This window comes from Candidatus Sulfurimonas marisnigri (assembly GCF_015265475.1).
GTDB classification, from domain to species: Bacteria; Campylobacterota; Campylobacteria; order Campylobacterales; family Sulfurimonadaceae; genus Sulfurimonas; species Sulfurimonas marisnigri.
Map to the genome: position 1 here is coordinate 590,510 of NZ_CP054493.1, position 26,772 is coordinate 617,281.

The following is a 26,772-nucleotide window of genomic DNA, read 5'->3' on the forward strand; positions in this document are numbered from 1 at the left end:
CGTTTTTTACTTCAAAATTTCTAAATATTTTTTTATCTCTTTTTCTTCAGAGAATACTTCTTTTATAATATTGTTGTTGTCTTTTGTTACTTCTTTTTCTTTTTCTATATTTCTACATGTAGATAATAGCTGTGAACTTAAATCTTCTATATCTCTGTTTTTGCACAGATGAAACTTTAGTCCCAACTCTTTAAGCTCTGGAAATGAAGTGTTTTCATATGCAAAACAGATAAGATTATTTGCCAAAGCTTCTCTAAAAGACAAACTTAGCCCCTCACCGTAACTAGGAAAAAGAAAGATATCAGCCTGATGAAGATACTCTTCAACATTATTTGTAAATCCAATAAACTCCACTTTATCCTTATATTCTATATCTTTATAGAATTTTAAAAATTTTTCTTTATATTCCTCATCATAACCGCCGACTATATACAGTTTAAAATCTATTTGGTTGTTAATAAGCACTTTACATGCACTGATTGCATCAGTTTGACCTTTTGCATCAGCAATTCTTCCCGTGTGGAGAATGTTTATTCCATTGTGGGGGATATGTTTAGATTCATTGAATTTAAATGATGAATATATCATTTGAGATTTAGTGTTTTTACCAAATGGAATGATATGGTCTACATTTTTTTCTAAGTGCTTAGAGGTTGATATATGATAGTTTACATCGCTGTAGATAAGTTTATGAAACCAATCTTTTTTGGGTGTTGATTTTGTTGTGCTATGTCTGATTAACAGGTTTATATCAAGTCCTAAAAATGCAAAGTAGAGAGATTTTAGTTCACTTGCACCAAAAAAGACAACATTTTTAATCCCATGTTCTTTAATGATTTTTCTACTTTTTGTTATAAGACTAAAGCCTAGGTTGCTTCTAAAAGAGATAGTTTCAAATGCAATATTATCTTCATCTTTTAGTTTCTCATGCATAAAACTATTCTCTTTAACAACTATAATTGTTTTCATATGTGGAACTAGTTTTTTAGCAAAAGAGATAGCATCTAGCTCCATTCCTCCGCGATATGGAGAGAGGCAAATAACAGCTGTAGGTTGTTTAGTTATTTCCAATTATTGGCTCTCATCTTTTCAATGTAATCTATAATGCTTTTGGTTGGTTTCCACCCTAGAGCCTCTGTTTTAGCACTTATCACGTCAGCTGTCATTCTGTTGCCTTTTCTCTCCGGAAGCATCTGTATCTCACCGCCATACATTTGAGCAATCTCTTTTATGCTGTAGGCTTCCGGACTTCCTATTCCAAACTCATCTCCATAACCATTTTCACCGACTAAAATCAATCCATTGATTATGTCATCAATATGGGTGAAATTTCTCTTTTGAGCGCCTGGGCTAACTATGGTCAGAGGCTCGTTGTTTTTCATTTTCTCTTTAAATAAAGCAATAAGGGTGGCATATTTTCCGGTTTGAATCTCTCTTGAACCATATACATTGTAAAAGTACGTTATTGCATAAGGTACATTAAACCAAGCTCCGTAATTTTGTACAAGTTCGGTGTTTGTAGCTTTTGTCCAAGCGTAAGGCGATGCGCTTCTCCCTAGTCCGCCATCACCAAATTTTGTACTGCTCCCTGCATAAAGTATTTTACACCCATGCTTTCTGACAAACTCTAGAACTGCAAAAATACCGTCTTTGTTGAATTTCCAAACTTTTTCTATATCATCAAAGCTCTGCTCAACTCTGCTGTATTCACCAAGATGGTAAACCATGTCCGGAGCGAACTCTATGAGCTTTTCTATGTCGGCAGTCAGACCTTCTATGTAAGTTACATTATTAACATGATTCTCTTTTGAGCCTGTAAAGTAGTTGTCCAAAGAGTAAACATCATTGTTTTTATCTTGCGCTAATCTTTCACATAGGTGGCTTCCAACAAATCCTGCTCCACCTGTAACTAGTATCTTTTTTTTCATATTCTGTTTAGCCTTTTATTAGATCTTCTTTTTTTGCATGAGTCCACTTGCCTCTTGGTTTATCAATGTACTGAAAATACTCATTTGTAAAACTACCTTGAACACAAGTTATTCGGTAAAATCTGTGATTAACTTTCTTGTCTGAAATGGCAATATTTAATACACTTGGACCTGTCAAGTCATAAACACCGCTTCCCAACTTTTTATTTACTATGTTGTCTACAATAATGTTGAGGCTTTTTTCTAAAACGGGATTATTTTTTTGGCTAGCTATAAAGTAGTTGCTATAGTGCTGTTTTGTTAGTAAGAAGACCTCTGTATCATCAGGTTTGATTATTTTAGATAGTGGCCATACAAGATGAGCATCAATATCCATGTATGTTCCGCCAATATGGTTAAGAACAAACATTCTCCAAAAATCAGCTTGTGAAGCACCATCTGTCAGTTGTTCAAATGCCTCGCTCATCTCTTTTGGAGCATTAGTTTTCATATACTCTAGTCTTGCCTCTGTGCTTACATAACGATACTCATGGTCTAAAGACATAAGACGATTAAACAAGTAGTTTAAATATACAGGCAAACTTACATTGTTCGTGTAGTTTGTTTGCCAAATGATTTTTGGAATCTTACTTATTTTTTTTGATGCAAAAATAGGTTTGCTGATTTCAGGAATCTTAAAACGCTTTTTTGGAAAAATATAATGAAACGGATAACATAAAGTTTTGGTAATTGTTCCCAATACTTTAATTAGACGATTTGCAACTATAATTGGAAATGACATTCATTGCCCCATAGAGATTTAAATTACAAAAAATGTTTCCAAATTTGTAAAAGAATAATAGCAAAAATATGTTTTGATTTACTTGAAAGTGTTCTTTGCGTAAAGGGCAAATTATTTTATTTATTGTAATATACACTTATTAGTTTCCTGGAGATATATTTGAAAAAAGTTTTAAAAAGATTTTTCCCATACATAAAAGAGTACAAATTACAATATTTTTTAGTTTTAATAGGGATAATCTTAACTGTAAGTGCTACAGCGGCAACGGCACATATTATGAAACCGTTAATGGATGATATGTTTATAAACCGAAAAGAGGAGATGTTGTTTTTTATCCCTCTTGGGCTGATTGCAATTTATTTCTTAAAGGCAATTGGTCGCTACATACAGTCAGTCTATATGAGTTATATAGGTCAGCATATAGTAACCAGGTTTAGAGAGATTTTACTCGAAAAAATGATAAATCTAGATATGGGATTTTTATACCTAAATAGAAGCGGTGAGTTGATTTCTCGTGTTACAAATGATATTGGTAGAATTCAGTATTTTGTGGCAAGTATGCTTCCCGAGCTGTTTCGTGAGAGCTTGACGGTAGTTGCTCTTATAGGGTATGTTATATATTTAAATGCACATTTGGCATTCTACTCTTTAGTTGTTTTGCCTGTAGTTATTTATCCTCTTATTTTAATAGCAAGAAAGTTAAAAAAATATTCCCACCGTTCACAAAATAAAAATGCTGATGTTGTAACAAGGCTTACGGAAGTTTTCAACAACAGTGAAATAATTAAAGCAAATGCTACTGAAAAGTATGAACTAAACCGTTTTAGTGTTCAAAACTGGCAATTTTTCAAGATAAATATGAAAGCAGTTTATGTTGGAGAAATAGTTTCCCCTATGTTGGAGATTATCGGTGCTATTGGGCTTGCCGCAGTTATTTTTATAGGCGGGAGAGAAGTTTATGAAAATAATATGACTGTAGGTGAGTTTACAGCATTTTTAACAGCTGTTGGACTTGTTTTTCAACCTGTGCGTCGTATTGGGTCAATATACTCTAAGATTCAAGATGCAGTTGCTGCTAGTGAGAGAGTTTTTGAAGTATTAGATACAAAAAGTAAAATCCAAGATGGAGAGAAACTTCTTCAAGAAGATATTGTACATGTAGAGTTTAAAAATGTAAAACTAAAGTACGAAAACGATTACGCACTAAATAATATTAATATAGATATAAAACAGGGTGAAAACATAGCTCTTGTTGGGGATAGTGGTGGAGGTAAATCTACCTTTATAAACATGCTTATACGCTTTTATGACCCAGACAGTGGAGAGATATTAGTGAATGGAACTAATATAAAAGATTATAAACAAAATTCGCTCAAACATCATGTATCTTTAGTTACGCAAAGAATTTATATATTTCAAGACACTCTTGCTGCAAATGTTGCTTATGGTGAAGAGAATATAGATGAACAAAAAGTTATAGAAGCTTTAGAGTTGGCAGATGCTTCTAGTTTTGTCTCATCTCTTGAAAATGGAATTTATACAAAGATGGAAGAGTTTGGTGCTAATCTCTCGGGTGGACAGCGTCAACGTGTTGCAATTGCTAGGGCAATTTATAAACACTCATCCCTGCTTCTTTTTGATGAAGCAACGTCAGCACTTGATAATGAGAGTGAAAAAAGAATACAAGAAGCTTTGAACGAATACACTAAAGATAAGATTACTGTAACTATTGCACATAGATTAAGTACTATTGAGCATGCTGATAAAATTTTAGTAATGCAAAAAGGTAAGATAGTCGCGAGTGGAACACATAGTGAACTTTTGATAGAGTCAGAGGTTTATCAAAGATTAGCAGGAAAGTTTAAAAATTAAATTAATCAGTATTTCAAGACTTTTTAGAGATAATCGCTGTAATTAATAAGAAATGGACTATAAATATGTTAGATTTTGCAAAATTTACAAAGTACTCAAAACCGGGCCCGCGCTATACAAGTTATCCAACAGCATTGGAGTTTAGCGATGCTTACGGTTATGATGAATATATAAATAAGCTTGAATCTCAGGATTCATCACGTCCAATTAGTCTTTACTTCCATCTCCCTTTTTGTAGAAATGCATGTTACTTCTGTGGATGTAATGTTGTATTTACCTCAAAAGAGGACAAGATGATTCGTTATGTTGACTATCTAAAGAGAGAGTTAAAAATACTATCTTCACATATTGATTGTAATCGTGAAGTTTTGCAAATGCACTTTGGTGGCGGTACACCTACATTTTTTAGTGCTTCTCAACTTGGAGAGATTATTAAAGAGATTAAAAAAACATTTCCAAATTTTAGAGAAGATGCTGAGATTAGTTGTGAGATTGATCCTAGACATATAGATGAAGATCAAATGCGTGTTATGAGCGAAGAGGGTTTTAACCGTGTAAGTTTTGGTATTCAAGATTTTAATGAAAAAGTGCAAACGGCAGTTCATAGGGTTCAGCCTTATGAGATGACAAAGGCTGCTATGGACTTAGCTAGAAAATACAATATGGTCTCTGTAAATGTTGACCTTATTTATGGACTTCCTTTTCAATCATTAGAGACTTTTAAAGAGACTCTAGACCTCTCTTTGACACTAAGCCCAGACAGATTTGCAGTATTTAACTATGCTCACGTTCCATGGCTTAAAAAGACCATGAGAAAGATAGATGAGACAACCCTTCCTCTTCCTGATGAAAAGCTTCAAATTATGCAGTATACAATCGATTTTTTAACTTCAAATGGTTATCGAATGGTTGGGATGGACCACTTTGCTAAGCCTGAAGATGAGTTGTTTAAAGCAATAGACAAGGGTGAGCTTCATAGAAACTTTCAAGGATATACTACAAAAGGTGGAGCTGATTTAGTTGGAGTAGGTCTAACTTCGATTGGCGAGGGTGTAGATAGTTACAACCAAAACTTTAAAGATATGAAAGAGTATGAAGCGGCTATTGATGCTGGAAAACTCCCTTTTGAACGTGGTGTTGTTTTGAACGAAGATGATTTGATTCGCCAATATGTGATAATGGAACTTATGAGTAACTTTAAACTTGATATAAATAGGTTTAATGAAAAGTTTGATGTTGAATTTAAAACTTATTTTGCAGATGCAATTGAGGCGCTAAAACCTTTTGCTGAAGATGATCTATTAACTATGGATGAGAGTAAGATAGAGTGTAGTCATACAGGCACTCTGCTTATTAGAAATATTTGTATGCCATTTGATGCATATATGAAAAAGCATGCAGCAAGCTCTAAAGCATTCTCTAAAACGGTATAAAAATTGAGTAAAACGCCACAAGATATTTTTGATTACGCTACTACTACAGATGACTGTATAAAGTGTGGAAAGTGTATCCCTGTTTGCACAATCCACAATGTAAATGCAGATGAGGTTACATCTCCACGTGGTTTTTTGGACCTTCTTGGTGCATATCAAAGAGGAAATTTAGAGTTAGATAAAAATGTAAAAGACATTTTTGAAAGCTGTTTTTTATGTACTAACTGTGTTGAAGTCTGTCCAAAATCTATCCCTACTGATATGGTTATAGAACAAGTTCGTTCAGACATAGGTAAAAAGTTTGGAATAGCTTGGTATAAAAAAGCTTTCTTCTTACTTCTTCGTCACCGCTGGCTAAATGATATAGCTTTTAAACTTGGTTGGACTTTTCAAACATGCGGTTTTAAAATAAAAGCAGATATAAACTCAATGAACTCTCGCTTTAATCTTCCAATGTTAAAAACAGATAGACTTCTTCCGAGTTTAACAAAAACATCATTTTTAAACTCTCATAAAGAGAATATAGATAATGGTGGGAAAAGAAAAGTAGCTATTTTCATAGGATGTTTGGGTAACTATAACTATAAAGAAGTTGGAAATGGTCTTTTAGAGATTTTAGAACATTTGGAGATTGATGTATTTTTAGCAAAAGATCAAAAGTGTTGTTCTGCACCGGCTTATTTTACTGGTGATTTTGATACAGTAGACAATAATGCTAAATATAACATTGAGTACTTTGAGAGTTTTTCTAAAGATGTTGAAGCTATAATTATTCCAGAAGCTACATGTAGCGCTATGATAAAAATAGACTATGAACACTACTTTCACGACCAACCAGAGTGGAAAGCTAGAGCAAAAGCTTTAAAAGATAAAATCTTTATGGCAACAGAATGGTTGCAGCACCATACCCATCTGGAGCAACTTTTGGCTTCAAAGAAAAAAAGCACGAAAATAATAACTTACCATGACCCTTGTCACGCTAAAAAGATGCAGGGAATTCATCAAGAGCCTAGAAATCTTATACGCAAAAACTACAATATTGTTGAGATGAGTGATCCAAATGCCTGCTGTGGATTTGGTGGTGTGACTATGCAGAGTGAAAAGTTTCATTTTGCAAAAGCTGCCGGTATTCCAAAAGCTTCAATGATTGAGAAAACTAAAGCAGATGTGGTTAGTGCAGAGTGTAGCGCATGTAGAATGCAGATAAACTCCTCTATGAGCTATTCCGGGGTAGACACAGTGTTTAAAAACCCTATTGAGCTTATCGCTGAAGCTTTAAGAAAATAGACATATATGACAGCATGGAACAATATATATGACACTTTTGACCCTGTAGCTTTTAATATATTTTCACTGCCAATTCACTGGTATGGAATTATGTATGTTTTGGCTCTTCTTAGTGCTCTATATATTGGAAAATATTTCATAAAGAGAGATAAGCTAGACTTTAAAGGTAAAGAGATTGACAACTACTTTATTTATGTAGAGATTGGTGTTATTCTTGGAGCAAGACTCGGTTACATACTTTTTTATGATACTCAAACCTTTTATTATCTCTCTCATCCTTGGCAAATTTTCAATCCATTTCAAAATGGTGAATTCGTAGGTATTCGCGGTATGAGTTACCACGGTGCAGTTTTAGGTTTTTTAATAGCTACTTACATGTACTCTAAAAAACATAAGATAGAGTTTGGAAAGATTATGGACTTAGTAGCTCTCAGTGTTCCTCTCGCCTTTGTTTTTGGGAGAATAGGAAACTTCCTAAACCAAGAGCTTATAGGTCGCCAAACAGATGTTCCATGGGGCATAATGGTTGATGGTTTGCTTCGTCATCCATCGCAACTCTACGAAGCAATTTTAGAGGGCTTTGGCGTTTTTGTAGTTGTCTACATGTATAGAAAATATAAAAAATTCAGTGGTGAATTGATTTTGGTATATGCTATTAGTTATGGAATTCTTAGAGCTATAGCAGAGATTTACCGTGCACCGGACATTCAGATAGGTTATGTGTGTTGTGAAGCGATAACTCAAGGTCAGGTTATGAGTTTGGCTATGAGTTTAGTCGGGATTATCGCTTGGCTTTATTTTAAAGTACAGAGTAAAAAAGCAAAAGCTTAATTACTTTCTATCATTTCTATGAAGTTTTTTATCTCTCTGTACTGAAGATCTCCAAAAATGGTTTACTAGGTAATATCCCAAAGTTGAACCAACTATAGAGTAAAAAGCTGCTCCTAAATAGAGTGGAATAAATATTTTAGAGATGTTATCACTAAACCACTCGAGAGTCATCTCTACTGGTGCTATTTCCATACCTAAGAAGAAACTTCCTGTCAGATATTCCATGTAGTACATTGGCGGCATAGTAAAGGGGTTGCTTAACCAACACATTGCAATTCCAACAGGGACATTAAAACGAAAAAACGGCATCACAGCAACTACTGCTAACATCTGCATGGGCATTGGAATAAAGGCTATAAGCAGACCAATAAAAACGCCCCTTGAGACCATTCTTCTATTTGACGATAGGTATTCTTGCGGGATTTTATATTTTTTTATAAAAGATTTTAGTTTTTCACTTTTGCTTGTGTTCTTAAGTGTTTTTCTTATCATTCATTATGCCATTTTTAAAAGTGTAAAGATTATATCTATAAAGAACTTATATCTTTAATAATATGCTAAAATTCCATTAATTAAAAATAAAAATCTCTCACCAAAGCTGAAGCTATAGTGATTGAATAAAGTATGGATTTATTCATATTTTATGAGATTTAATAAGAGGGATATACATGTCATTCGAAAAACTGGGCGTTATGAAACAACTTCTTGGCGCAATAAACGATTTGGGCTATATTAATCCTACTACAGTTCAAACAAGAGCTATTCCATTGGTGTTGGCCAAGAGTGACATATTCGCAACAGCTCAGACTGGAACTGGTAAAACTGCTGCATTTGGGCTTCCTATGATTCAACGTCTTCGCGCCAACTCTGATGATGTAAACAGGTTGATAAGAGGTGTTATACTATCTCCTACCCGTGAATTGTCAATTCAAATACATGAAGATATGAAAAGTTTTGCAAAGTATATGAATCTTAGCATAGCTCTTTTGGTTGGGGGAAAAGATATAGAGGCTCAGCAAAAAATCTTAAAAAAGGGTGTTGATATTGTTATAGCAACTCCAGGAAGAATGCTCGAACATGCAGAGGGTGGGCTAAGCCTTAAAGGTGTAGAGATTTTTGTGCTAGATGAAGCAGATAGAATGTTAGATATGGGTTTTGTAAAAGAGATAAGAAAAATACACCCAATGCTTCCAAAAAGACATCAGACTCTTCTTTTTTCAGCAACATACAGCGAGAAAGTTAGAAAACTCTCAAAGCTTCTTTTAACTAAACCGGCATTTATAGAAGCATCCAAAAAGAACTCGACTGTTGATACAATTAACCAAAAAGTTTATCTGGTAGACCGTGAGAGAAAAGCGGAACTATTGGCTTATATAATTGGCTCAAGAAACTTTAGACAAGTTTTAGTATTTACTAGAACCAAGGCAAGTGCAGATCAGCTTGTTCTTGAGCTTAAAAAAGATGGACTAAAGTGTGGAGTCATCCACGGTGACAAAACTCAAGCCAACCGCGTAAAAACGCTCAATGATTTCAAAGAGGGGAATATTACAGTGCTCGTGGCAACTGATATTGCTTCACGTGGTTTAGATATTGAACACCTCCCTTATGTTATAAATTATGAACTACCATCTGTACCAGAAGACTATATCCATAGAGTAGGGCGTACAGGTCGTGCTGGGCGTGATGGTGAAGCAATCTCACTAATAGATATCTATGAAAAGTATGATATAAAAGAGATAGAGAGACTTATAGGGATAAAGATTCCTCAAGAAACTGTTGAGGGTTTTGAGCCAGACCCTACAATAAGAAGAAAAGATGAAGATGAGCTAAAGTTAAAGAGTGAGCATAAAAAAGCAGAGAAAAAACGACCAACTAAAAAAGTTGCTCAAAAGGTTACTGCTAAATCAATAAAAACTGCAAAAGTTGTAAAAAAAACCAATAAAAAAAGAAAAACAACCAAGCGTGATTAATATATTTTGTTAGAGGTTCTTTACAAAGATGAATACTTGGTGGCTATAAACAAGCCATCAGGACTTTTAGTCCATCGCTCCCCGATTGACAGACATGAGACTGAATTTGCCATCCAGCAACTTCGTGACCAGATAGGTAAGTTTGTATATCCTGTTCACCGCTTAGATAAACCGACCTCCGGAGTCTTGCTTTTTACACTCGACAAGGAGAGTGCAAAACTTATGAGTGAGCAGTTTAGAGATAGAGAGACAAAAAAAACCTATTTAGCAGTTGTTCGTGGCTACATAGAAGAAAGCGGTTTTATAGACCACGCTTTAGTAGAAAAACTTGACAAAATAGCAGATAAAAAAGCTAATAAAGATAAAGAACCTCAAGAGGCACAAACAGAGTATGTAAGGTTAGCAACCGTTGAAGTTCCATTTGCGGTTGGCAGATATGATAAAACGCGCTATTCACTTGTAAAACTTCTCCCTAAAACAGGGAGAAAACATCAACTCCGACGTCATATGAAGCATATATCTCACCATATCTTAGGCGATACGAAGTATGGAAGGGGTGAGCATAATAAGTTTATACGTGAAACTTACGATTGTCATAGACTCCTTCTTCATGCAAGCGAGCTGAAAATAAAGCATCCATACACAGGTGAACTCTTAATAATTAATGCGCCGTTGGATGCTACATGTAAATCTATATTTAACTCTTTTGAATGGAGTGAAATACTTATATAGGCTTTATACTATTGATGTATAATCACTCCAAATTTACTTAGGAGTTTTCGTGGAAGCAATCTACCCATACGCAAATATAATACATCTGATTTTAGCAATTGTTTTTTTAGGTTATGTCTTCACTGATGTAGCAATTATTTCAGCATTAAAAAATAAATTTAGAGCTGATACAGACAAAAAAATTAATGATACTTTAGGTGCAAAAAGCTTTAAAATATTCCCAATAACTCTTTTACTTCTTGTTTTAACAGGAGGGATGATGATGTCAAAATACATTAACTCGAATGCAGGTTTTTTTGAGACAGATTTACAAAAACTTTTAGTTATTAAAATAGCTTTAGTATCTATTATTGTTGCTGGAGTACTTTATAATCTTTTTACAAAATTCACAGGACGAAAAAAACCTGCTTTTATGCAGAACAATTTTCATAAACTAGTTTTAGTCTTGGGACTTTTTATCGTTGTCTTAGCAAAATGGATGTTTATAGTTTAATAAGTTAAACTAATGTCAAATGAGTAAAATTAAATTTCTTGCAACTTTAGTTATTGTTATATCTTTATCACTATCAATAGTTCTCAAAGAGAGTACAAATAGCACACCTTATCAGAGATTGAAAGATGATGCAGTTGTGCTCGCATTTGGAGATAGCTTAACGTATGGCTATGGTGTTGACAGAATATTTAGTTACCCTTCTCAGTTAGAAAATAAAATAGGCTTACATGTAATAAATGCCGGTGTTTCTGGTGAAGAGTCCTCAGAGGGTTTATTTCGCCTCCCTTCTCTTTTAAAGCTAAAACCTAATTTAGTGATTCTTTGTCATGGCGGCAATGATATTTTACGAAAACGTTCACATGAGCAACTTAAGATGAATCTACTGAAAATGATAAACCTTATTAAAGAGAGTGGTTCTGAGGTTTTATTGGTTGGAGTAGCTGACTTTGGTCTGTTAGGATTTAAAACACTATCAGTGTATAATGATGTAGCTGAACAAACAGGTGTTATGTATGAAGAGAATATAATATCTTACATTGAATCAAAAGCATCTTTGAAAAGTGATAATATACATCCAAATGAAAAGGGCTACGAGATGATAGCCGATTCTTTAATAAAGATTCTCAAAAGTAATAAACTGATTTAATCACAAAAAAAGGTAAACAATGAAACTTTCATCAAAATTTGTTCCCATCATTCTTCTTATAGCTGTAAGCAATAGTTATGCTGGCAGCAAAACAGTAGCTCCATCGCACGGAATCAACTATCCAATAGGTTGGCAAAACTGGTCAACTATAGCTGTGTCTCACAGGACTGACAATAACACTTCTCGCGTAATTTTAGGTAATAACATCGCGGTTGAAGCTGCAAGAAGCGGCAAAACAAATCCATGGCCAAATGGTTCTATTCTTGGAAAAGTTGTGTGGAAAGATACAGAATTGAAAGATTGGAAGGCAGCAACTGTGCCAGATGAATTTGTTCATGCAGAGTTTATGTTTAAGAATTCTGACAAATATAAAGAAAGTTATGGTTGGGGCTGGGCGAGATGGGTTGGGTTGGAACAGAAACCTTTTGAAAAAGGTATGCAAGTGTGCATATCATGTCACACCCCCGTTGAAAATATGGACTGGGTTTATACCCATTCGGCAAAGTTTCCTGAGTAACTTAGTTAAAATTCACCTTTAATAGTAGTTAACCCAAGTGCAGTCCAGTCAAGCATTCCACCGCGGTAATAATAAATTTTTTCCGCAGGGAAACCATTTCTAATCATAGCCTTCATTCCTACCGGTGATTGCGCACATACTGGGCCATTACAAAAACCATATACTTTTATAGCTTTAGAGCAGTCCCAGTTATCCCCTTCTTGTTTGCAGCCTAATTCATCTAGTCGAACTTCTATCTCTGAATAAGGTATGTTTATAGCTGTTGGTATAGTTTCATTTTCATACCAATTTTCCATACGCATATCGACAATAACCGCTTCTTTGTCATTTAGCGCATTTAACATCTCTGCTTCAGTAACAGGATTTATCCCCTTAGCCGGAATAAATGGCTGAAAAAAACCTTTGTTTTTTGCACAAGATGTCATTGTTCTTTTTATTTCAATAGCATTAACGCCACTACCTACAATAAAGCTTGTTTGTTCTGGTGTAAATAAACCTAAGTATTCAGTGTTCTGTGAATCTGACTCTGCATTTAAAACTACAGAAGATAGGAAAAGTAGAGATATAAAAAGAGCTTGTTTTATTATTTGCATTATAATTTCCTTTAATGAAATATATTATAGCTAAATAGTCTAAATGATTTTACATGATAAAAAAGTAATTTTAGAATTGATGTTTTAGGAGTTTTAAGAAGTTGTGTTGAGCGGAAAAACCGCTCAAAGAAGAAAGATTACAGACCTGTAACGTTTTCTGCTTGAGGGCCTTTTTCGCCTTCACCAATTTCGAAAGTAACTTTTTGACCTTCGTTTAGTGAAACACGATCGTAACCAGTGTTGTTAATTTGACGGAAGTGTACGAATACATCTTTACCACCATTTTCTTGCTCTATAAATCCGAAACCTTTGTCGCTGTTGAACCATTTAACTGTGCCGTTTACTAATGCTGCCATTGTAAATCCTTTGTGTTTTAATACACCATATTTCTAAGGTGGTTGAAAATCTAATATAAAGTTTCTTTTTAGGTTAATTTTACTGCTAACTAGGAGTCATCAATATAAAGCAATCTAAAGATGTAACTGAAATCATCTTTCATTGGCGACATTGTAGCTGAAAAATAAACTATATGTCAACAAATATGTAATTTTTGTTGATACATCTTTCTAAAGTAGCGAGGAAAATACCGTTAGAGGAGCAAGAAGATAGTTTTTTAATAACATTTTTTTTTAAAAACTGTTATATATAAGTAGAAGATTTATTACTTATTCTGAATACTTTGGTATCTGCATATAAATATATCTCTATGATGAGACATCAATTGACTCTTTGGTAAAGTTTAAGTATGGTATATTTCTTGTAAGTGAGTTGTTTAATATAGATAAGGAAATTAGGGTGGAATTATTAATTGAAAATGTATTAAATATAGGGGTAGAAGAGTTTTATAGAACAAGTAGGTATAAAGTTTCATTAATTGTTTTATTGGTAAATTCTAAAGATAAAAATGCATTTAACATATTAGACAATGCTACTAGACAAACAGATATAGTTCAGCAATTAAGTTCAGAGCTTATTGTAGTTTTTTTGTCTCACACTGAATATGAAAAATCGCTTCTTTTTATAGAGAAAGTTAAGAAAAAATTTGATTTTACATATAATATGAGTGAGTTTAAAGAGTCTGAAGTAGAGTTTATTGAAAACCTTTTTTTAAGAAATATAGAAAATTTCTTATCTTCAGATACGCTACTCAACAGCTTGTAGTTTGGTTACGCCCATTATTTTTTGAAAGGTACATTGCTTTATCAGTGTTTTCAATTAAGGTAACTATCTTCATATCTTTATTCCATTGGCAAACACCAATACTTATAGTGCTATAAAACTCTGTGTCACCACCATAATGCACTATATTTGAAAATTTGATACGCATGTCATCCAACATCTTTTTTGCGTTCTCGCAGATAGCGTGAGGTAATATTATACAAAACTCTTCACCACCGTATCTTCCTACAAGGTCAGAAGTTCTTACTCTTTGTGTCATAAAATGCGATAGAGTTTTTAAAACGGAATCTCCGGCTTGATGTCCAAAAGTATCATTTACTTTTTTAAAATAATCAATATCTATCATCGCAAATGAAAATGAATATCCATAACGCTTTGCATTAGAAATTTCTTTAACTAATAAATCCATAATAGTCGTATGGTTATATAAGCCTGTGAGAGAGTCACTTTGAATCTTCGCTCTTATATTTTTATAGTGTTGCGCTTTATTTTGTATCTTATATATTAGATTTTTTTGACTTGTTGATTTTAGAATAATATCTTCTACTCCAGTATCTAATGCTTCATCTTTAAAATTATCCTTATCTTTGTCAGTTAAAAAAATAATTGGAATACTAATGTATTCGTCCATCTGTCTTATGACTTTTGCAACTTCTACGCCATCATATTGTGGCATATCTAAGTCAAGAAGTACTATGTCTGGTCTAAAGTCGGACATTGCTTCAAGTATGAGTTCAGGATTGTTTATAAAATGAGTATTTATTCTACTATCACTCAATGAGTCTAAATGAGTATTGTAAAATCCAACTTTATCATCAAGCATCAAGACCTGTATTTCGTCAGAACTTTTTTTATTTGTAAGATACTCTAATTTATCAAGTAAGGAAACCATATCAAGCGGTTTTGTAAAGTACCCATCACACCCAACTCTAATAGCATTTATTCGAGTCACAAAATCATTATTACTAGAGATGAAAAACAAAATAAACGGCTTTAGAAAATCTTTTTTTATGCGACGTATGGAAGATATTCCTCCATGATCTTCATCTGGAAAAGTAATGTCCATCATAACTATGTCAGGAGCTTTCTCTAGTGCTGCTTTTTCAAAACTTTTCGTATCATGAAAACTTTTCACGTTGTAACCAAAATTTTCTAACTGAATTTTTAACTCTTCGTGAATATATTGATCATCATCGATTATATAAATGGAGATGGAACTATTTCTACTTTTGATAACGTCATTAGAAAACCCAAGATGAACATCTCTAGATTTAGCTTTTGTCGCCAAGAAAATAGATTTCAGTATCAATCTTAAATCTTCTATTTCCGCTTTAGATATTGGCTTATCCGTTCGCAAATAGGCACTGATGGCTTTTTCTAAATTATTTGCTGCCCTACTTAGTTCTAAAAAACCAAAAGTTGCACCCGAGCCTATCAAATTATGAGCGGAACGATAAAATTCATCTATTATACTTTCATCAAAACCATTTTTAATACCCTTATCAAATATTAGTTGAAGATGTTCTATTTTACTAGGTAACTCCTTTGCGTAATTATTTCTTAGTAGTTCAAGTTTTTCAAGAGAATTCATAATCTGGCCATTATATCTCTGATTTCTTGAGCCAAGGTTATTGGGTCAAATGGTTTCGATATAACGTCAACAGCTCCAAGACTTTTATAGTATTCTATCTCTTGAGGCTGCACTTTTGCAGTCATAAATATCACGGGAGTAGTAGCAGTTATATCCAGCTTCCTCAACTCTTCAAGAGTTTTTGGCCCATCCATACTTGGCATCATGACATCAAGTAAAATCAAGTCTGGCTCAAACCCTACTGCTTTTTCTATGGCTTGAGCTCCAGAACTGCAACTGTCAAGAGTAAATCCACCAATATCTCTTAAAGCAATCTCCGCAATTGCCCTTATATCAGGTTCATCCTCTACATATAATATTTTATTTACATTTGACATATATTATCTCCTTTTAGTGTTTTCTTCTAGCAGATTTTTAATGGTTTCCACCAAATACTCATTTGACGTACGCGACTTTACTAAAGCCTTTGCCACCTTGGCTTTAAGCGCATGATTGACTTCTTGTGCTGAAAAAAGTACTACTGGAATCTCCAACAGACTGTCCTTCATATAAGATAATATTTCTTCACCTGAGCCATCAGGCAACATCATATCTAAAAGAATAAGATCGTATTTATTATCTTGAAGCTTAAAAAATGCTTCTGCTTTATCTACAGCCAAATCAATATGCCCCAATTCGTTAAGAAGAATCTTAACCAATTTTGCAATGTCTTCGTCATCTTCTACATGTAAAATTTTCGCTTGATGTATCTTCTTTACATGTAACGCATTGTTAAGTGATTGAATAAGATACTTTTGGTCTATGGGTTTATTTATCCAGTCAATCACTTCTAGTTCAAATTCTGTACTCTCTTTTTTTGTATTGGATGCCCTAGCAGAGACGATTATAACCGCTAAGTTTTTCAAAGACTCTTCTTTTCTAATTTCTTCAAGAAAACTCATTCCATCTTGATCTGGAAGCATTATATCGAGTGTCATAGCGTCATATATATTTTTTTTGAGTAAACTTGTAGCCTCTCGCGCAGTGTAAGCAATATCGCAATCAATATCTTCTTGACTTAGCATTATCCGCAGCAAAGTAGCGATGTCATGATCGTCTTCAACTACTAAAACTTTTCCACGTGTACCTTTTTGTATTTGTACTTCTGTATCAAATTCATTTACTATTGGCAAATAAAAAAAGAAAGTAGTTCCTTTTCCTTCTGGACTTAAAAAACCTATACTACCGCCAAATTTCTCAACAATGGATTTTGTTATGCTAAGTCCGAGTCCAGTTCCGCCCTTTAGTTTGGTATCTGAAGAGTCGGCTTGTGCAAATTGTTGAAAAATACGTTTTTTAAACTCCTCTGGAACACCTAAACCGTTGTCGTGTATCTCTACTCTTGCTCGCTTGTTGTATACTATTACCTTTAATACGACTGCATCTTTTTTTGGAGAGTATTTTACTGCGTTTGATATGAGGTTTGTGAGGACTTGTTGCATTCTATTTACATCTACGTAAACTTGTATAGTCTCAATTTGGTTTTCAAACGACAATGTTACGTCAAACTCTTTTGCATACCCAATGTTTGCCTCTATTGCCTTGTGTATCAAGTCGTTTAAATTTGCTTTTTCAAAATAAAAATCCATCTTTCCAGATTCAATTTTTTCCATATCTAAAATATCATTTATCAGTAAAATTAGTCTTTCGCTGTTGTTTAAGGCGATTTGTATAAGAGGTTTTATTTTTTCACCAACCTCTCCCATTACTCCGCTATCTATAAGACTGAGCGAGCCTTTGATGGAAGTTAAAGGTGTCCTGAGTTCATGGCTTACAGTTGATACAAACTCATTCTTAAATTTCTCTAAGCGTTTTTGTTCGCTTAAATCCCTTACGGTTCCTACAAATATCGGCTTATTATTGTCTTTAATTTTTGTTACTGCAAGATAAAGTGGAAAAGTTGAGCCGTCTTTTCTTCTGCCCTCAACATCTCGTCCTATGCCTATTATTTTAGCTATGCCGCTTTGCATGAAGTTTGCCAAGTAACCATCATGTTCGCTGTGATAAGGCTCCGGCATAAGCATCTTTATATTTTTACCTATTACTTCTGAAGCTTCGTAGCCAAAAATCTTTTCAGCGGCTAGATTAAATGAACCAACAATTCCATTTGGCTCAATGGTGATAATACCTTCAAACACGCTATCTACGACCGCCCGAAAGCGTTCCTTGTCATCTACGGAGTGTGCGTGTTGGTCTTCCCAAATCGCTTTTATTTCATCAAGAAAACCGCTGTTTGCATCCCCATCTTTCAAGCTCTCTTTAAGCTCATTTACTATTGATGTCATTCTTTCTTTATGCATATCTTGAATCCTTTATGTGTTTAACAAACCAACTGACAGGGGATGTGTTCAAAGCTATCAGTATTTGCGATATTTAAGATGCTCTGAGATTCATAAGCCTTTGAAAGGATACTTTTCTCTTCTATACAAAATAGCCTGCTAGCGGCATCATTTATAGAAGTCACAGTTGTGTATTCATCTGTAATGACAAGAGGATGATATTTTTTTTCAAGGCTTTGATTTATGCAAGAGTTGTGTTGTAATAGAAGTCTATTTTTACGGATTATCTCTGCCGTTTCTATAGCATCAAATTTCCCTTCTAGAACAATATCCATAAAAGTCAAATCTAACTGAGCATCTTTTACATATTGCATAGTGTTTTCACCGTTAGAGACTGTATAAATGGAGCACTCAGTGAAACTCTCTAAGAGAGTTTTTATATGTTCCGCAAAAAAAGATTTATCCTCTATGATAAGTATTTTTACTTTACTATCCATATTAATTCCATTGAATATATTTTGAGCTATGCGCTTATTGTACCTAAAATGTACTGCAATATATCTAACCATTCTTCGAGCGTTGTACTTACTTTTTCAGTTGGTGAATTACGATAGTTGAAACTTAAATAATTAAATATGGTTTTAAATGGCTGCAATATTGTGCTTAGAGAGATGGAATGCCCTATATAAATAAGAAACATTTTAATTCATAAAATGAAAGATGATAAAATAGTCAAATCAACAATCTTTTCAAATTCTAAAATCCTAATTTGATTCTTGTTGCAGAGTGAAACTTGGTAACCAGCATTTTCTACATGTAGAAAGACATGGACATTAAAAGATTTTACTAAAGTAAGGTGTACCGAAACGACACTGAATATTAAATAAAGTTGGTTAAAAGTCGCTGTTTATGTGATTTAAAGAAGTATGGCTCCGGATACTGGATTCGAACCAGTGACCAAGTGATTAACAGTCACCTACTCTACCGCTGAGCTAATCCGGAATGTAAAAAGTTCTCTTAAAAAATGGTGTCAGAGGGGGGACTTGAACCCCCGACCCCCGGCTTATGAGACCAGTGCTCTAACCAGCTGAGCTACCCTGACATCTTTAAGAGGATGGAATTATAACCATCCAAAGCTTTTACTTTCCTTTTGTTTGTTTATAACTATAGTTTTTTATTATGAGGTGAGATGTCATGCATGATTTAAGTTTATTTATTATATTATGTTTTTATAATTATTTCTTAAGGAGTTTATATGATTTACAAAAAACTGTTTATTTTCTTTGGCATAACGCTTATGTTCGCAGGGTGTGCAACAATGCAAAAGACGAAAACACATGAAACACCCGCTAGTACAGTACCAGAAGTTAGCAAGAGCATTAAAGAGAAAAAAGCGGATGAGCCACTTGGCTTAAAAAGAAAAGTAGCTATTGGGCGTTTTTCCAATGAAACTAGGTATGGTCAAAGTTTTTTTATTGATGAAAATAACGACCGCATAGGAAAGCAGGCTATGGATATTTTATCTTCAAAGCTTTTTGAGACGGGTAAATTTATTATGCTTGAGCGTGCAGATTTATCGAAAATTCAAAAAGAGCTTGAAATGGAGGGGTTTTCTTCATTAAAAAATTCTGCTGATTATCTCATTTTAGGCTCTATTACCGAATTTGGTAGAAAAGAGGTGAGTGATGTCGGCATTTTCAGCAGAGTTAAAAAGCAAGAAGCTTTTGCCAAAGTGCATATCCGTATAGTAGATGTGAGCACAGGACAAATTATCTATTCCGAGGAAGGAAAAGGAAGCGCATACAGTGAAGCCGGAAGTATCATGGGTGTTGGTGCCAAGAGTGCATATGATGGACAACTAAATGATAAAGCGATAGATGCTGCTATTTCTAACTTGGCATCAAATATTATTGAAAATATGTTAGATAAACCATGGCATGGGTATATTCTTGGGTATGAAGATGGAAACCTTATAACCTCTGGCGGAAAAAGTCAAAATATTAAAGTTGGAGATACTTTTGATGTAATAAAAGAGGGCAAAAAAATTAAAAACCCTCAGACAAACACTATGATTACTCTTCCTGGAAAAAAAATAGCATCAATAGAAATTATAAATACGCTTGGCGATACTCCTGATACTGAAGTCTCATTAGCAACTGTGACGAGTGGCAACCTAGATGATTATATTGTAAAAAGAGAGTTCTCTGGTCTTTATATTGAAGTAAAAAAGGATAAATAATGCGATATTTTTTAATTAGTCTTGTACTTTTGTCAAGCTTGTATTTTTCGGGATGTGGCTACAAAGAGGGCGTTTCGGCTGATGATCAAAGATCATTTTTGTATTTTTCCGGTGATACTTCAGGGGTAACAGTATTTGTGGATGATTCAAAAGGCTTTACAGTGAAATCCGGTAGAGATAATCAATACAAGATAAAACCGGGCAAACACACCGTGCGGATATATAGAGATGGCAATCTTATTGTTAATCGTGAAATATATGTTGGTGACAACATTGCCAAAGAGATTGGAATAGAGTAATGAGAATCTCAAAGAAGATAAAAGTATTGTTTCCAATAGCTGTAGCTTTTAGTATAGTCGGTTGTGTCCAACAACCACAAGCTCTGTACAATTATGGGGACTACAGCGATAGCTATTATGCAAACAAAAAAAATATGAGCGATGAATCAACATTGAAGCTTCAGCAGTCTATGGAACAAGCAATAGAAAAAGCCGGTGAGAGCATATCTGGCCGTGTACCTCCAGGGATGTATGCAAATTTAGGTTACATGTATCTAAAGAGTGGCAATCCCAATGGAGCGATTTCAAATTTTAAAAAAGAGAAGTCAGTTTACCCTGAATCAGCACGTTTTATGGATCGTATAATTAAAAAAGTCGAACTTGTGGAGGGTAAATTAAAATGATAAATATGAAACTCTTTAAGATTGCAATATTTGTTTTAATCACATTGTTGATTTCAGGTTGTGCACAAAAACATATAACAAAAGCAGATGCATACCCAAATATGTATGAGGAGTTGCCACGTTCAATTTTAGCACTACCTCCAATGAATGAAAGCAGTGATGCTCAGGCTAAAGACTATTATATGACAACAGTTGAGGTCCCTTTAGCTCTTTCTGGATATTATGTATTTCCTGTTGAGATGGTTAGCGATATTATGAAACAAGAGGGAGTCTATGATACAGAGGAACTTTACAAAATGCCGCTTGGCAAGTTCTATGAATATTTTGGCGCCGATGCAGTTTTATATACGCGCATAAAAAAATGGGATGTCTCTTACATGGTGCTTGCTTCTAGCCTGACCGTCAGTATTGAAGCAGAAATCGTATCAACAAAAACATCACAGCAATTATGGAGACACACCGGCACTGTAACAGTTGACCTAGGCGGAGGAGATACTGGAAATGGGATTGCAGGCTTAATTGCAAAAGTAGTGATTGCAGCTGTAAATACCGCCTCGGCAGATTATGTCAAGTATGCACATGTTGCAAACAATAGATTGCTTTCTACTATACCTGCTGGTCCATATCATGAAATGTATCTAAAAGATCAGGGTATAGAGTTGGGCAACCAGAGAGGTTACAGGTAAAAAAAATGAGAAAAATATTTTTAATTTTACTTGCTTTTGCTATCTTGTTAGTTGCTGATGAAGCGCATGAGATTATGCAAAAAGTTGACAATAATATTCGCGGTAAAAATATTTATATGAAAATAAGCATGAAAGTGGTCTCTTTAAACCATGAGAGAAATATGCATATGGAGACTTGGTCGCAGGGTAGCAAAAAAAGTTTTGTTAAAGTTTTGTATCCGCCAAAAGACAAAGGGATTACCTTTTTAAGTCTGGATAATCAGATGTGGCAGTATGTTCCTAAAATAGAGAGAACTATAAAAATTCCGCCATCCATGATGCTGCAAAAGTGGATGGGAAGCGATATAACTAACGATGATGTGGTTAAGCAAAGCTCCATTGTAGATGATTATAACCCAAAGATAGTTAAAAGAGATGGCAATATCGTGACTATGGAACTTATACCAAAAGATGATGCTGCGGTTGTGTGGGGGAAGATTGTTTCTCAGATAGACACTTCTACATACACATCCAAAAAAGATATTTTCTATGATGAAAAGGGAGTGGAAGTTAGATATTTTGTGTATAAAAATGTTAAAAAGTTTGGAGAGTATTATCTCCCTACCTATTGGCGCGTTGAATCTGTAGATAAGAGAGACAACTATACAGAGATGATTTTAGAAGATGTAAAATATGATATAGAGATTTCCGAAAAGTACTTTAGTAAAAGTGCATTGAAAAGGTTTTCTAGGTAATGTTTAAGCTAGCGCTAAAAAACATTGTTTTTTACAAAGGTCGCTCTATAACTACAGCCATTTTGACTTTTGTATCTGCTATGCTTTTTGTAGTCTTTGTATCATGGCAAGACGGTTCACACAACTCTATGCTTGAGAATTCGCTTAAAATATATACCGGTGCAATTGAGATATATCATAAAGATTATCGGGATATCGGTGGCAATGAGTATCTTATACAAGATGCTAAAACAATCACGGACAAACTTTCAAAAATAGAGGCCATTGAGGCATTTAGTACGAGATATGAGACTTACGGTCTGCTCTCAAATAAAGAGTACTCGGCAGCTTCAATGATAGCTGGGATTGAACCATCAAAAGAGAGGGCGTTGAGTTCACTATACTCAGCTCTGAGAGAGGGTGAGTTTTTGAATGAAAATTCAGGAAACTGCCTGTATATGGGTGCAGAGTTGGTTAAAAAACTTCGTTTACATGTAGGCGATGAAGTTAGCTTTATCGGGGGTGCAAGTGATGACTCCTTTGCTGCAGATATCTTTAAACTCTGCGGGGTTTTTAAAACAGGTTCATTTGAGTTTGACGGGAGTTCTTCTTTTATAGCCAGAAGCTATTTTGACAAGCTTATGTATGCGCAGAACAAAGCTTCATATATAACAATTAAGTTGAAAAATCTTGATGATGTAGATGCTGTAAACAGTGAGATATTAAATGTTTTAAATGATGAAAACCTTGAGTCTCTTACATGGAAAACTCTTATGAAGACAATGGTTGAGGCCATGGAAGTTGACAGTGTCTTTGGGTATATCTCTTTGTCACTTTTTCTTGTCGTAATATTTTTTGTGATTATGATTTACGGCTTTGTAAATGTTAGTTCGCGCATAAAAGAGTTTGGGGTTCTTAGATGCATAGGGTTATCAAAATCAAATATATTTTTATTGCTCTTTTATGAGATATTAATACTTTCCAGCGTTGCCATCATCCTAGCCGTACCCATAGCTGGTTATATCTGCTTCTATTTTGAATTAAACCCTGTTGTTATCGAGGGGATTGCCGAGATGTACAAGGATTACGGGATAGTTTCAGATGAGATACCGTTTGACTTCAATATGTTTACTATATCTTGGAATATAGGAGTCATATATATACTTAACTTTTTGAGCATTTTATACCCCTACATGTACATAAACTCATTTGAACCGATTGAGGCGACAAGACATGTATAAACTAATCCTTAAAATGGCTTGGAAAAACTCATTTTTGAGGCCGGCTAGAACGCTTCTTGTAATAATTATGATTGCGGTCAGCATGAGTATGATGCTTGGTATTCAAGGTCTCTATGACGGAATGGTTGTCAGCATGATAGATAAGAACAAAAGAAGCGAGAGCGGAGATGTAAGTATCTACGCAAAAGATTACAGAATCGAAAAAGATATAAAATACAGAGTTGAAAATGCAGATAAGATAAAAGAGGATATTCAAAAGATAGATGGTGTTGAGGCGGTAGTTCTTAGGCTTAGAGCAGATGGGCTTCTCTCAACAGCGAGAAAATCATCCTTTGCCTCTGTTATAGGCATAGATTTGGAAGAAGAGGAGAAATTCGGAGCGTTTAGTGAGTTTTTAAAAGAGGGCAATATTAATTTGCAAAAACGTGGCGCAGTGATAGGAATAGAGCTGGCAAAAACATTAAAGGTTCGTATTGGTTCTAAAGTCATATTCTCTACCCAGGATAGCTCCGGGGAAATAAACTCTATTGCTCTTCGTATTAGAGCAATTATTCAGACAACAAACATCTCTCTTGATAGTAGCGGCATCTTCATAGATATAAATCAACTCCATAAACTTTTAGGAACAACTTCAAAAGAGGCTACTCAGATTTCTGTTAAAAGTAAAAATAAGAAACTCTACGGCACTTTAAAAGAAAAATATTCACACTTGGATGTTAAAAGTTTTTTAGAACTCCAACCGATGATAAAACAGATGGAGGATATGATGGTTATATTTAACTCCATAACTTTTTCAATAGTCATGAGTGTTGTTTTTATCGGGATTTTTGGTGTTATGTATGTATCTGTTTTAGATAGGATTCGTGAGTTTGGTATTATGATAGGGATAGGAATGCACTACAAATATATACGATTACAAATATTTTTAGAGGCCATTGTGGTCGGACTGCTTGGGTATTTGGGAGGTGCTTTTTTAGGAGCTATATTGCTTATGTATTTAAAAGATTATGGACTAGACTTAAGCTCTTTTTCGGATGCTTTAGAGATGTGGGGCTATGAAGCGGTTATATATGGAACTATAAAACTATCATATTTTACAACTACTTTTTTAGCGATTATGAGCGCATCACTTTTAAGTGTACTTATTCCGCTAAGAAAAATAAAAAAATTAAACCCAATTGAAGTGATTAAGGCAGACAAATGATAAAACTACAAAATGTAAATAAGTATTTTTATAAGGGTGAAGCAAGAGAAGTTCATGCTCTTTGTGATATAAACTTAACAATACAAAAGGGTGAGTTTACCCTTTTTAGCGGTCCCTCAGGTTGTGGGAAAACAACACTTTTAAATGCAATCGGCGCTCTTGACAGCATTGATAGCGGAGAGATATATCTAGACGATAAAGAGATAAGTTCACTTAATAAAGAAGATAGAACAACACTAAGACTCAATGAACTCGGTTTTGTGTTTCAAGCTTACAACCTTGTACCGGTTCTAAATGTTGAGCAAAATATAGGTTTTGTTATGAAACTTCGCGGCTTCAGTGAAGGGGAGATAAAAAGAAGAGTAATCGAAGTTGCCTCAATGTTGGAGATTGACAATAAGCTCAAATCACTTCCAAATGCACTAAGCGGAGGACAGCAACAAAGAGTTGCTGTGGCTAGGGCAGTTGCAGCAAAACCAAAGATTATTTTAGCAGATGAGCCGACCGCAAACCTAGACTCTAAAAACTCGCAAAAACTTATGGATATGATGAAAGAGCTTAATGAAAAAGAGGGTGTAAGTATACTTTTTGCCTCACATGATGAATATATTTTAGAGAATGTAAGACGGGTTATAAAACTAAATGATGGCGCAATAGTAGATGGCTAAAAAACTTTTGACTGTTTTACTTTTGCTCGTACATGTAGTATATGCAGATTTTGAGTACAAGATTAATAATAGTAACTTTACAATCTCTCAAGGCTCTATATTTCCAAATGAAGATGAAACTTATATATACAACTATAACAGGTTGAGGTTTCGCGGTGATTATACTGACAATGGCTTTTTTAGTACTGTTATTACTGATGGTGTGAACTACTTTGGAAATGAGTTTATTGACTCTAATACATTTGAATATATAAAGCATATAAAGTCTGATACTCCGTATAAAACAAAGACAAATGACGGCTCACTTCATGCCAAGGTATATAGGCTGTACGGTGGTTATGAAGATAATAAAAACAGATTAGTCATTGGCTTGCAAAATATATCAATGGGAGTAGGGCGAATATGGACGCCAACAAACTTGTTTAACCCTAAAAACTCGTATGCTCTTGAACCAGATGAGGTATTTGGTGTGGCAGCTCTCTCTTACACAAGACATATAAGCGACACGTCACATGTAAGCATCGTACTCAGTCAGAAAGAAGATGATAGTTTTAAATACCTAGCAAGATACAAAGCATTTTTAGGGTTTGGGGATGTAGCGGTCAATCTAATTAGTTCTAAGGAGACGAAGATGATAGGTTATGAGATAGAGGCAAATCTTGGCGATACAGGTGTTGAGGTAAGAAGTGAGGGGGCTTACTTAAAAAATAAACTTCTACATGTAGACTTAAAAGAGAGAGATGAGGAGTTCTTTCAGGGGATAGTCGGAGCAGATTATGGTTTTGAAAGTGGAGTGACTATTGTGGTTGAAGCTTTGTATAGTTCTGAAAAATTCAGTTATGAAGAAATTTTGCTAAACATTGAGTCAGAGGCTCTCTCAAATTTATTATATTCAAATTTTTACATGGGAACTTCATTGAGTTATAGTTTTACACTTTTTTTGGACGGCTCATTTAGTTTTATTGAGAGTTTCAATGACAAAAATTCACGTTTTATTGCGCCGAGCCTTACTTACACGCTAAACGATTTCAACTCATTTAAAGTAGGTGCTTTAATTCAAAATGGAGCTAATAACAGCGAATTTGGAATGAACCCCAACAGTTACTATTTTAATTATTCATTTTCATTTTAATTTACTAGTAATTAACTAAAATTTAAGTAAAATTCC

At 34.4% G+C, this 26,772-nt stretch carries 29 protein-coding genes and 2 tRNA genes; 19 read left to right on the forward strand and 12 right to left on the reverse strand.

The window, feature by feature from the left end; translation table 11 throughout:
* Nucleotides 1-6: 6 nt before the first annotated feature.
* Genes HUE87_RS03065 through HUE87_RS03075 form a run of 3 tightly spaced genes read right to left on the reverse strand, consistent with a single transcriptional unit; the run spans nucleotide 7 to nucleotide 2,709 of the window.
* A complete protein-coding gene (locus tag HUE87_RS03065; protein WP_229855207.1) occupies nucleotides 7-1,071 on the reverse strand; it encodes a glycosyltransferase family 4 protein in 1,065 nt (354 codons plus the stop codon).
* On the reverse strand, nucleotides 1,062-1,928 hold the full coding sequence (locus tag HUE87_RS03070) for an NAD-dependent epimerase/dehydratase family protein (RefSeq protein WP_194367275.1): 867 nt from the start codon (nucleotides 1,926-1,928) through the stop codon (nucleotides 1,062-1,064). The genes HUE87_RS03065 and HUE87_RS03070 overlap by 10 nt, the downstream gene beginning before the upstream one ends.
* 7 nt (nucleotides 1,929-1,935) lie before the next feature.
* Nucleotides 1,936-2,709, reverse strand: coding sequence for a glycosyltransferase family 32 protein (locus HUE87_RS03075; protein ID WP_194367276.1), 774 nt, complete (start codon nucleotides 2,707-2,709; stop codon nucleotides 1,936-1,938).
* A gap of 159 nt (nucleotides 2,710-2,868) precedes the next feature.
* On the opposite strand from HUE87_RS03075, the gene HUE87_RS03080 reads away from it, so the two are divergent.
* The 4 genes from HUE87_RS03080 (at nucleotide 2,869) to lgt (ending at nucleotide 8,132) form a co-directional block, all read left to right on the forward strand.
* Nucleotides 2,869-4,581 carry an ABC transporter ATP-binding protein gene (locus HUE87_RS03080; protein ID WP_194367277.1) on the forward strand — a complete coding sequence of 571 codons (1,713 nt, stop codon included), beginning with the start codon at nucleotides 2,869-2,871 and terminating at the stop codon, nucleotides 4,579-4,581.
* Between the two features lie 65 nt (nucleotides 4,582-4,646).
* Nucleotides 4,647-6,014 carry an oxygen-independent coproporphyrinogen III oxidase gene (hemN, locus tag HUE87_RS03085; RefSeq protein WP_194367278.1) on the forward strand — a complete coding sequence of 456 codons (1,368 nt, stop codon included), beginning with the start codon at nucleotides 4,647-4,649 and terminating at the stop codon, nucleotides 6,012-6,014.
* A gap of 3 nt (nucleotides 6,015-6,017) precedes the next feature.
* Entirely contained in the window at nucleotides 6,018-7,301 is a 1,284-nt protein-coding gene (locus HUE87_RS03090) for a (Fe-S)-binding protein (RefSeq protein ID WP_194367279.1), read from the forward strand.
* A gap of 6 nt (nucleotides 7,302-7,307) precedes the next feature.
* The gene (lgt, locus tag HUE87_RS03095) at nucleotides 7,308-8,132 is read left to right on the forward strand and encodes a prolipoprotein diacylglyceryl transferase (RefSeq protein WP_194367280.1); all 825 of its coding nucleotides are present in this window, start codon (nucleotides 7,308-7,310) and stop codon (nucleotides 8,130-8,132) included.
* Here the strand turns inward: lgt and HUE87_RS03100 are convergent, their stop codons facing one another.
* Nucleotides 8,133-8,624 (reverse strand): DUF2062 domain-containing protein, encoded by a 492-nt coding sequence (locus tag HUE87_RS03100; protein WP_194367281.1) that lies wholly within the window; start codon nucleotides 8,622-8,624, stop codon nucleotides 8,133-8,135. It abuts the gene before it with no gap.
* Nucleotides 8,625-8,800: 176 nt separating this feature from the next.
* Between HUE87_RS03100 and HUE87_RS03105 the strand changes: the two genes are divergently transcribed.
* The 5 genes from HUE87_RS03105 to HUE87_RS03125 are packed head-to-tail and all read left to right on the forward strand — an operon-like array spanning nucleotide 8,801 to nucleotide 12,490.
* Nucleotides 8,801-10,102, forward strand: a complete 1,302-nt coding sequence (locus tag HUE87_RS03105; protein WP_194367282.1) for a DEAD/DEAH box helicase — start codon at nucleotides 8,801-8,803, stop codon at nucleotides 10,100-10,102.
* 6 nt (nucleotides 10,103-10,108) lie between these two features.
* On the forward strand, nucleotides 10,109-10,834 hold the full coding sequence (gene truC, locus HUE87_RS03110) for a tRNA pseudouridine(65) synthase TruC (protein ID WP_194367283.1): 726 nt from the start codon (nucleotides 10,109-10,111) through the stop codon (nucleotides 10,832-10,834).
* A 49-nt stretch (nucleotides 10,835-10,883) separates the two neighbouring features.
* Entirely contained in the window at nucleotides 10,884-11,327 is a 444-nt protein-coding gene (locus HUE87_RS03115; RefSeq protein ID WP_194367284.1) for a hypothetical protein, read from the forward strand.
* 19 nt (nucleotides 11,328-11,346) lie between these two features.
* Nucleotides 11,347-11,973: a GDSL-type esterase/lipase family protein gene (locus HUE87_RS03120; RefSeq protein ID WP_194367285.1), complete on the forward strand. Its 627-nt coding sequence runs from the start codon at nucleotides 11,347-11,349 to the stop codon at nucleotides 11,971-11,973.
* A gap of 19 nt (nucleotides 11,974-11,992) precedes the next feature.
* Nucleotides 11,993-12,490 carry a cytochrome P460 family protein gene (locus HUE87_RS03125; RefSeq protein ID WP_194367286.1) on the forward strand — a complete coding sequence of 166 codons (498 nt, stop codon included), beginning with the start codon at nucleotides 11,993-11,995 and terminating at the stop codon, nucleotides 12,488-12,490.
* 5 nt (nucleotides 12,491-12,495) lie between these two features.
* Here HUE87_RS03125 and HUE87_RS03130 read toward each other — a convergent pair whose 3' ends face one another.
* The gene (locus HUE87_RS03130; RefSeq protein ID WP_194367287.1) at nucleotides 12,496-13,083 is read right to left on the reverse strand and encodes a rhodanese-like domain-containing protein; all 588 of its coding nucleotides are present in this window, start codon (nucleotides 13,081-13,083) and stop codon (nucleotides 12,496-12,498) included.
* Between the two features lie 137 nt (nucleotides 13,084-13,220).
* Nucleotides 13,221-13,439 carry a cold-shock protein gene (locus HUE87_RS03135; RefSeq protein WP_194367288.1) on the reverse strand — a complete coding sequence of 73 codons (219 nt, stop codon included), beginning with the start codon at nucleotides 13,437-13,439 and terminating at the stop codon, nucleotides 13,221-13,223.
* Nucleotides 13,440-13,878: 439 nt separating this feature from the next.
* Between HUE87_RS03135 and HUE87_RS03140 the strand changes: the two genes are divergently transcribed.
* On the forward strand, nucleotides 13,879-14,244 hold the full coding sequence (locus HUE87_RS03140; protein ID WP_194367289.1) for a hypothetical protein: 366 nt from the start codon (nucleotides 13,879-13,881) through the stop codon (nucleotides 14,242-14,244).
* Here the strand turns inward: HUE87_RS03140 and HUE87_RS03145 are convergent.
* From HUE87_RS03145 to HUE87_RS03170, 6 genes are all read right to left on the reverse strand, one after another.
* The gene (locus HUE87_RS03145; RefSeq protein WP_194367290.1) at nucleotides 14,231-15,853 is read right to left on the reverse strand and encodes a GGDEF domain-containing response regulator; all 1,623 of its coding nucleotides are present in this window, start codon (nucleotides 15,851-15,853) and stop codon (nucleotides 14,231-14,233) included. The genes HUE87_RS03140 and HUE87_RS03145 overlap by 14 nt on opposite strands.
* The gene (locus HUE87_RS03150; RefSeq protein WP_194367291.1) at nucleotides 15,850-16,230 is read right to left on the reverse strand and encodes a response regulator; all 381 of its coding nucleotides are present in this window, start codon (nucleotides 16,228-16,230) and stop codon (nucleotides 15,850-15,852) included. The genes HUE87_RS03145 and HUE87_RS03150 overlap by 4 nt, the downstream gene beginning before the upstream one ends.
* 3 nt (nucleotides 16,231-16,233) lie before the next feature.
* The gene (locus tag HUE87_RS03155; RefSeq protein WP_194367292.1) at nucleotides 16,234-18,192 is read right to left on the reverse strand and encodes a response regulator; all 1,959 of its coding nucleotides are present in this window, start codon (nucleotides 18,190-18,192) and stop codon (nucleotides 16,234-16,236) included.
* Between the two features lie 20 nt (nucleotides 18,193-18,212).
* Complete coding sequence (locus HUE87_RS03160; protein ID WP_194367293.1) at nucleotides 18,213-18,668, reverse strand: response regulator; 456 nt, start codon at nucleotides 18,666-18,668, stop codon at nucleotides 18,213-18,215.
* 430 nt (nucleotides 18,669-19,098) lie between these two features.
* Nucleotides 19,099-19,173, reverse strand: a tRNA-Asn gene (locus HUE87_RS03165).
* Nucleotides 19,174-19,196: 23 nt separating this feature from the next.
* Nucleotides 19,197-19,273: transfer RNA gene (locus HUE87_RS03170), tRNA-Met, on the reverse strand.
* 153 nt (nucleotides 19,274-19,426) lie between these two features.
* Here HUE87_RS03170 and HUE87_RS03175 point away from each other — a divergent pair.
* From HUE87_RS03175 to HUE87_RS03215, 9 genes are read left to right on the forward strand one after another with little or no spacing between them, the layout of a single operon-like run.
* Nucleotides 19,427-20,410, forward strand: a complete 984-nt coding sequence (locus HUE87_RS03175) for a CsgG/HfaB family protein (RefSeq protein ID WP_194367294.1) — start codon at nucleotides 19,427-19,429, stop codon at nucleotides 20,408-20,410.
* The gene (locus tag HUE87_RS03180) at nucleotides 20,410-20,709 is read left to right on the forward strand and encodes a hypothetical protein (protein WP_194367295.1); all 300 of its coding nucleotides are present in this window, start codon (nucleotides 20,410-20,412) and stop codon (nucleotides 20,707-20,709) included. Before HUE87_RS03175 ends, HUE87_RS03180 begins: the two co-directional genes overlap by 1 nt.
* Nucleotides 20,709-21,092, forward strand: coding sequence for a DUF4810 domain-containing protein (locus HUE87_RS03185; protein ID WP_194367296.1), 384 nt, complete (start codon nucleotides 20,709-20,711; stop codon nucleotides 21,090-21,092). The genes HUE87_RS03180 and HUE87_RS03185 overlap by 1 nt, the downstream gene beginning before the upstream one ends.
* Nucleotides 21,089-21,778 carry a DUF799 domain-containing protein gene (locus tag HUE87_RS03190; RefSeq protein ID WP_229855208.1) on the forward strand — a complete coding sequence of 230 codons (690 nt, stop codon included), beginning with the start codon at nucleotides 21,089-21,091 and terminating at the stop codon, nucleotides 21,776-21,778. The genes HUE87_RS03185 and HUE87_RS03190 overlap by 4 nt, the downstream gene beginning before the upstream one ends.
* 5 nt (nucleotides 21,779-21,783) lie before the next feature.
* The gene (locus HUE87_RS03195; protein ID WP_194367297.1) at nucleotides 21,784-22,512 is read left to right on the forward strand and encodes an outer membrane lipoprotein-sorting protein; all 729 of its coding nucleotides are present in this window, start codon (nucleotides 21,784-21,786) and stop codon (nucleotides 22,510-22,512) included.
* Entirely contained in the window at nucleotides 22,512-23,732 is a 1,221-nt protein-coding gene (locus HUE87_RS03200; RefSeq protein WP_194367298.1) for an ABC transporter permease, read from the forward strand. The genes HUE87_RS03195 and HUE87_RS03200 overlap by 1 nt, the downstream gene beginning before the upstream one ends.
* On the forward strand, nucleotides 23,725-24,936 hold the full coding sequence (locus tag HUE87_RS03205) for an ABC transporter permease (protein WP_194367299.1): 1,212 nt from the start codon (nucleotides 23,725-23,727) through the stop codon (nucleotides 24,934-24,936). Before HUE87_RS03200 ends, HUE87_RS03205 begins: the two co-directional genes overlap by 8 nt.
* Nucleotides 24,933-25,604 (forward strand): ABC transporter ATP-binding protein, encoded by a 672-nt coding sequence (locus HUE87_RS03210; RefSeq protein ID WP_194367300.1) that lies wholly within the window; start codon nucleotides 24,933-24,935, stop codon nucleotides 25,602-25,604. Before HUE87_RS03205 ends, HUE87_RS03210 begins: the two co-directional genes overlap by 4 nt.
* Nucleotides 25,597-26,736, forward strand: coding sequence for a hypothetical protein (locus tag HUE87_RS03215; RefSeq protein WP_194367301.1), 1,140 nt, complete (start codon nucleotides 25,597-25,599; stop codon nucleotides 26,734-26,736). The genes HUE87_RS03210 and HUE87_RS03215 overlap by 8 nt, the downstream gene beginning before the upstream one ends.
* The last annotated feature ends 36 nt before the right edge of the window (nucleotides 26,737-26,772 follow it).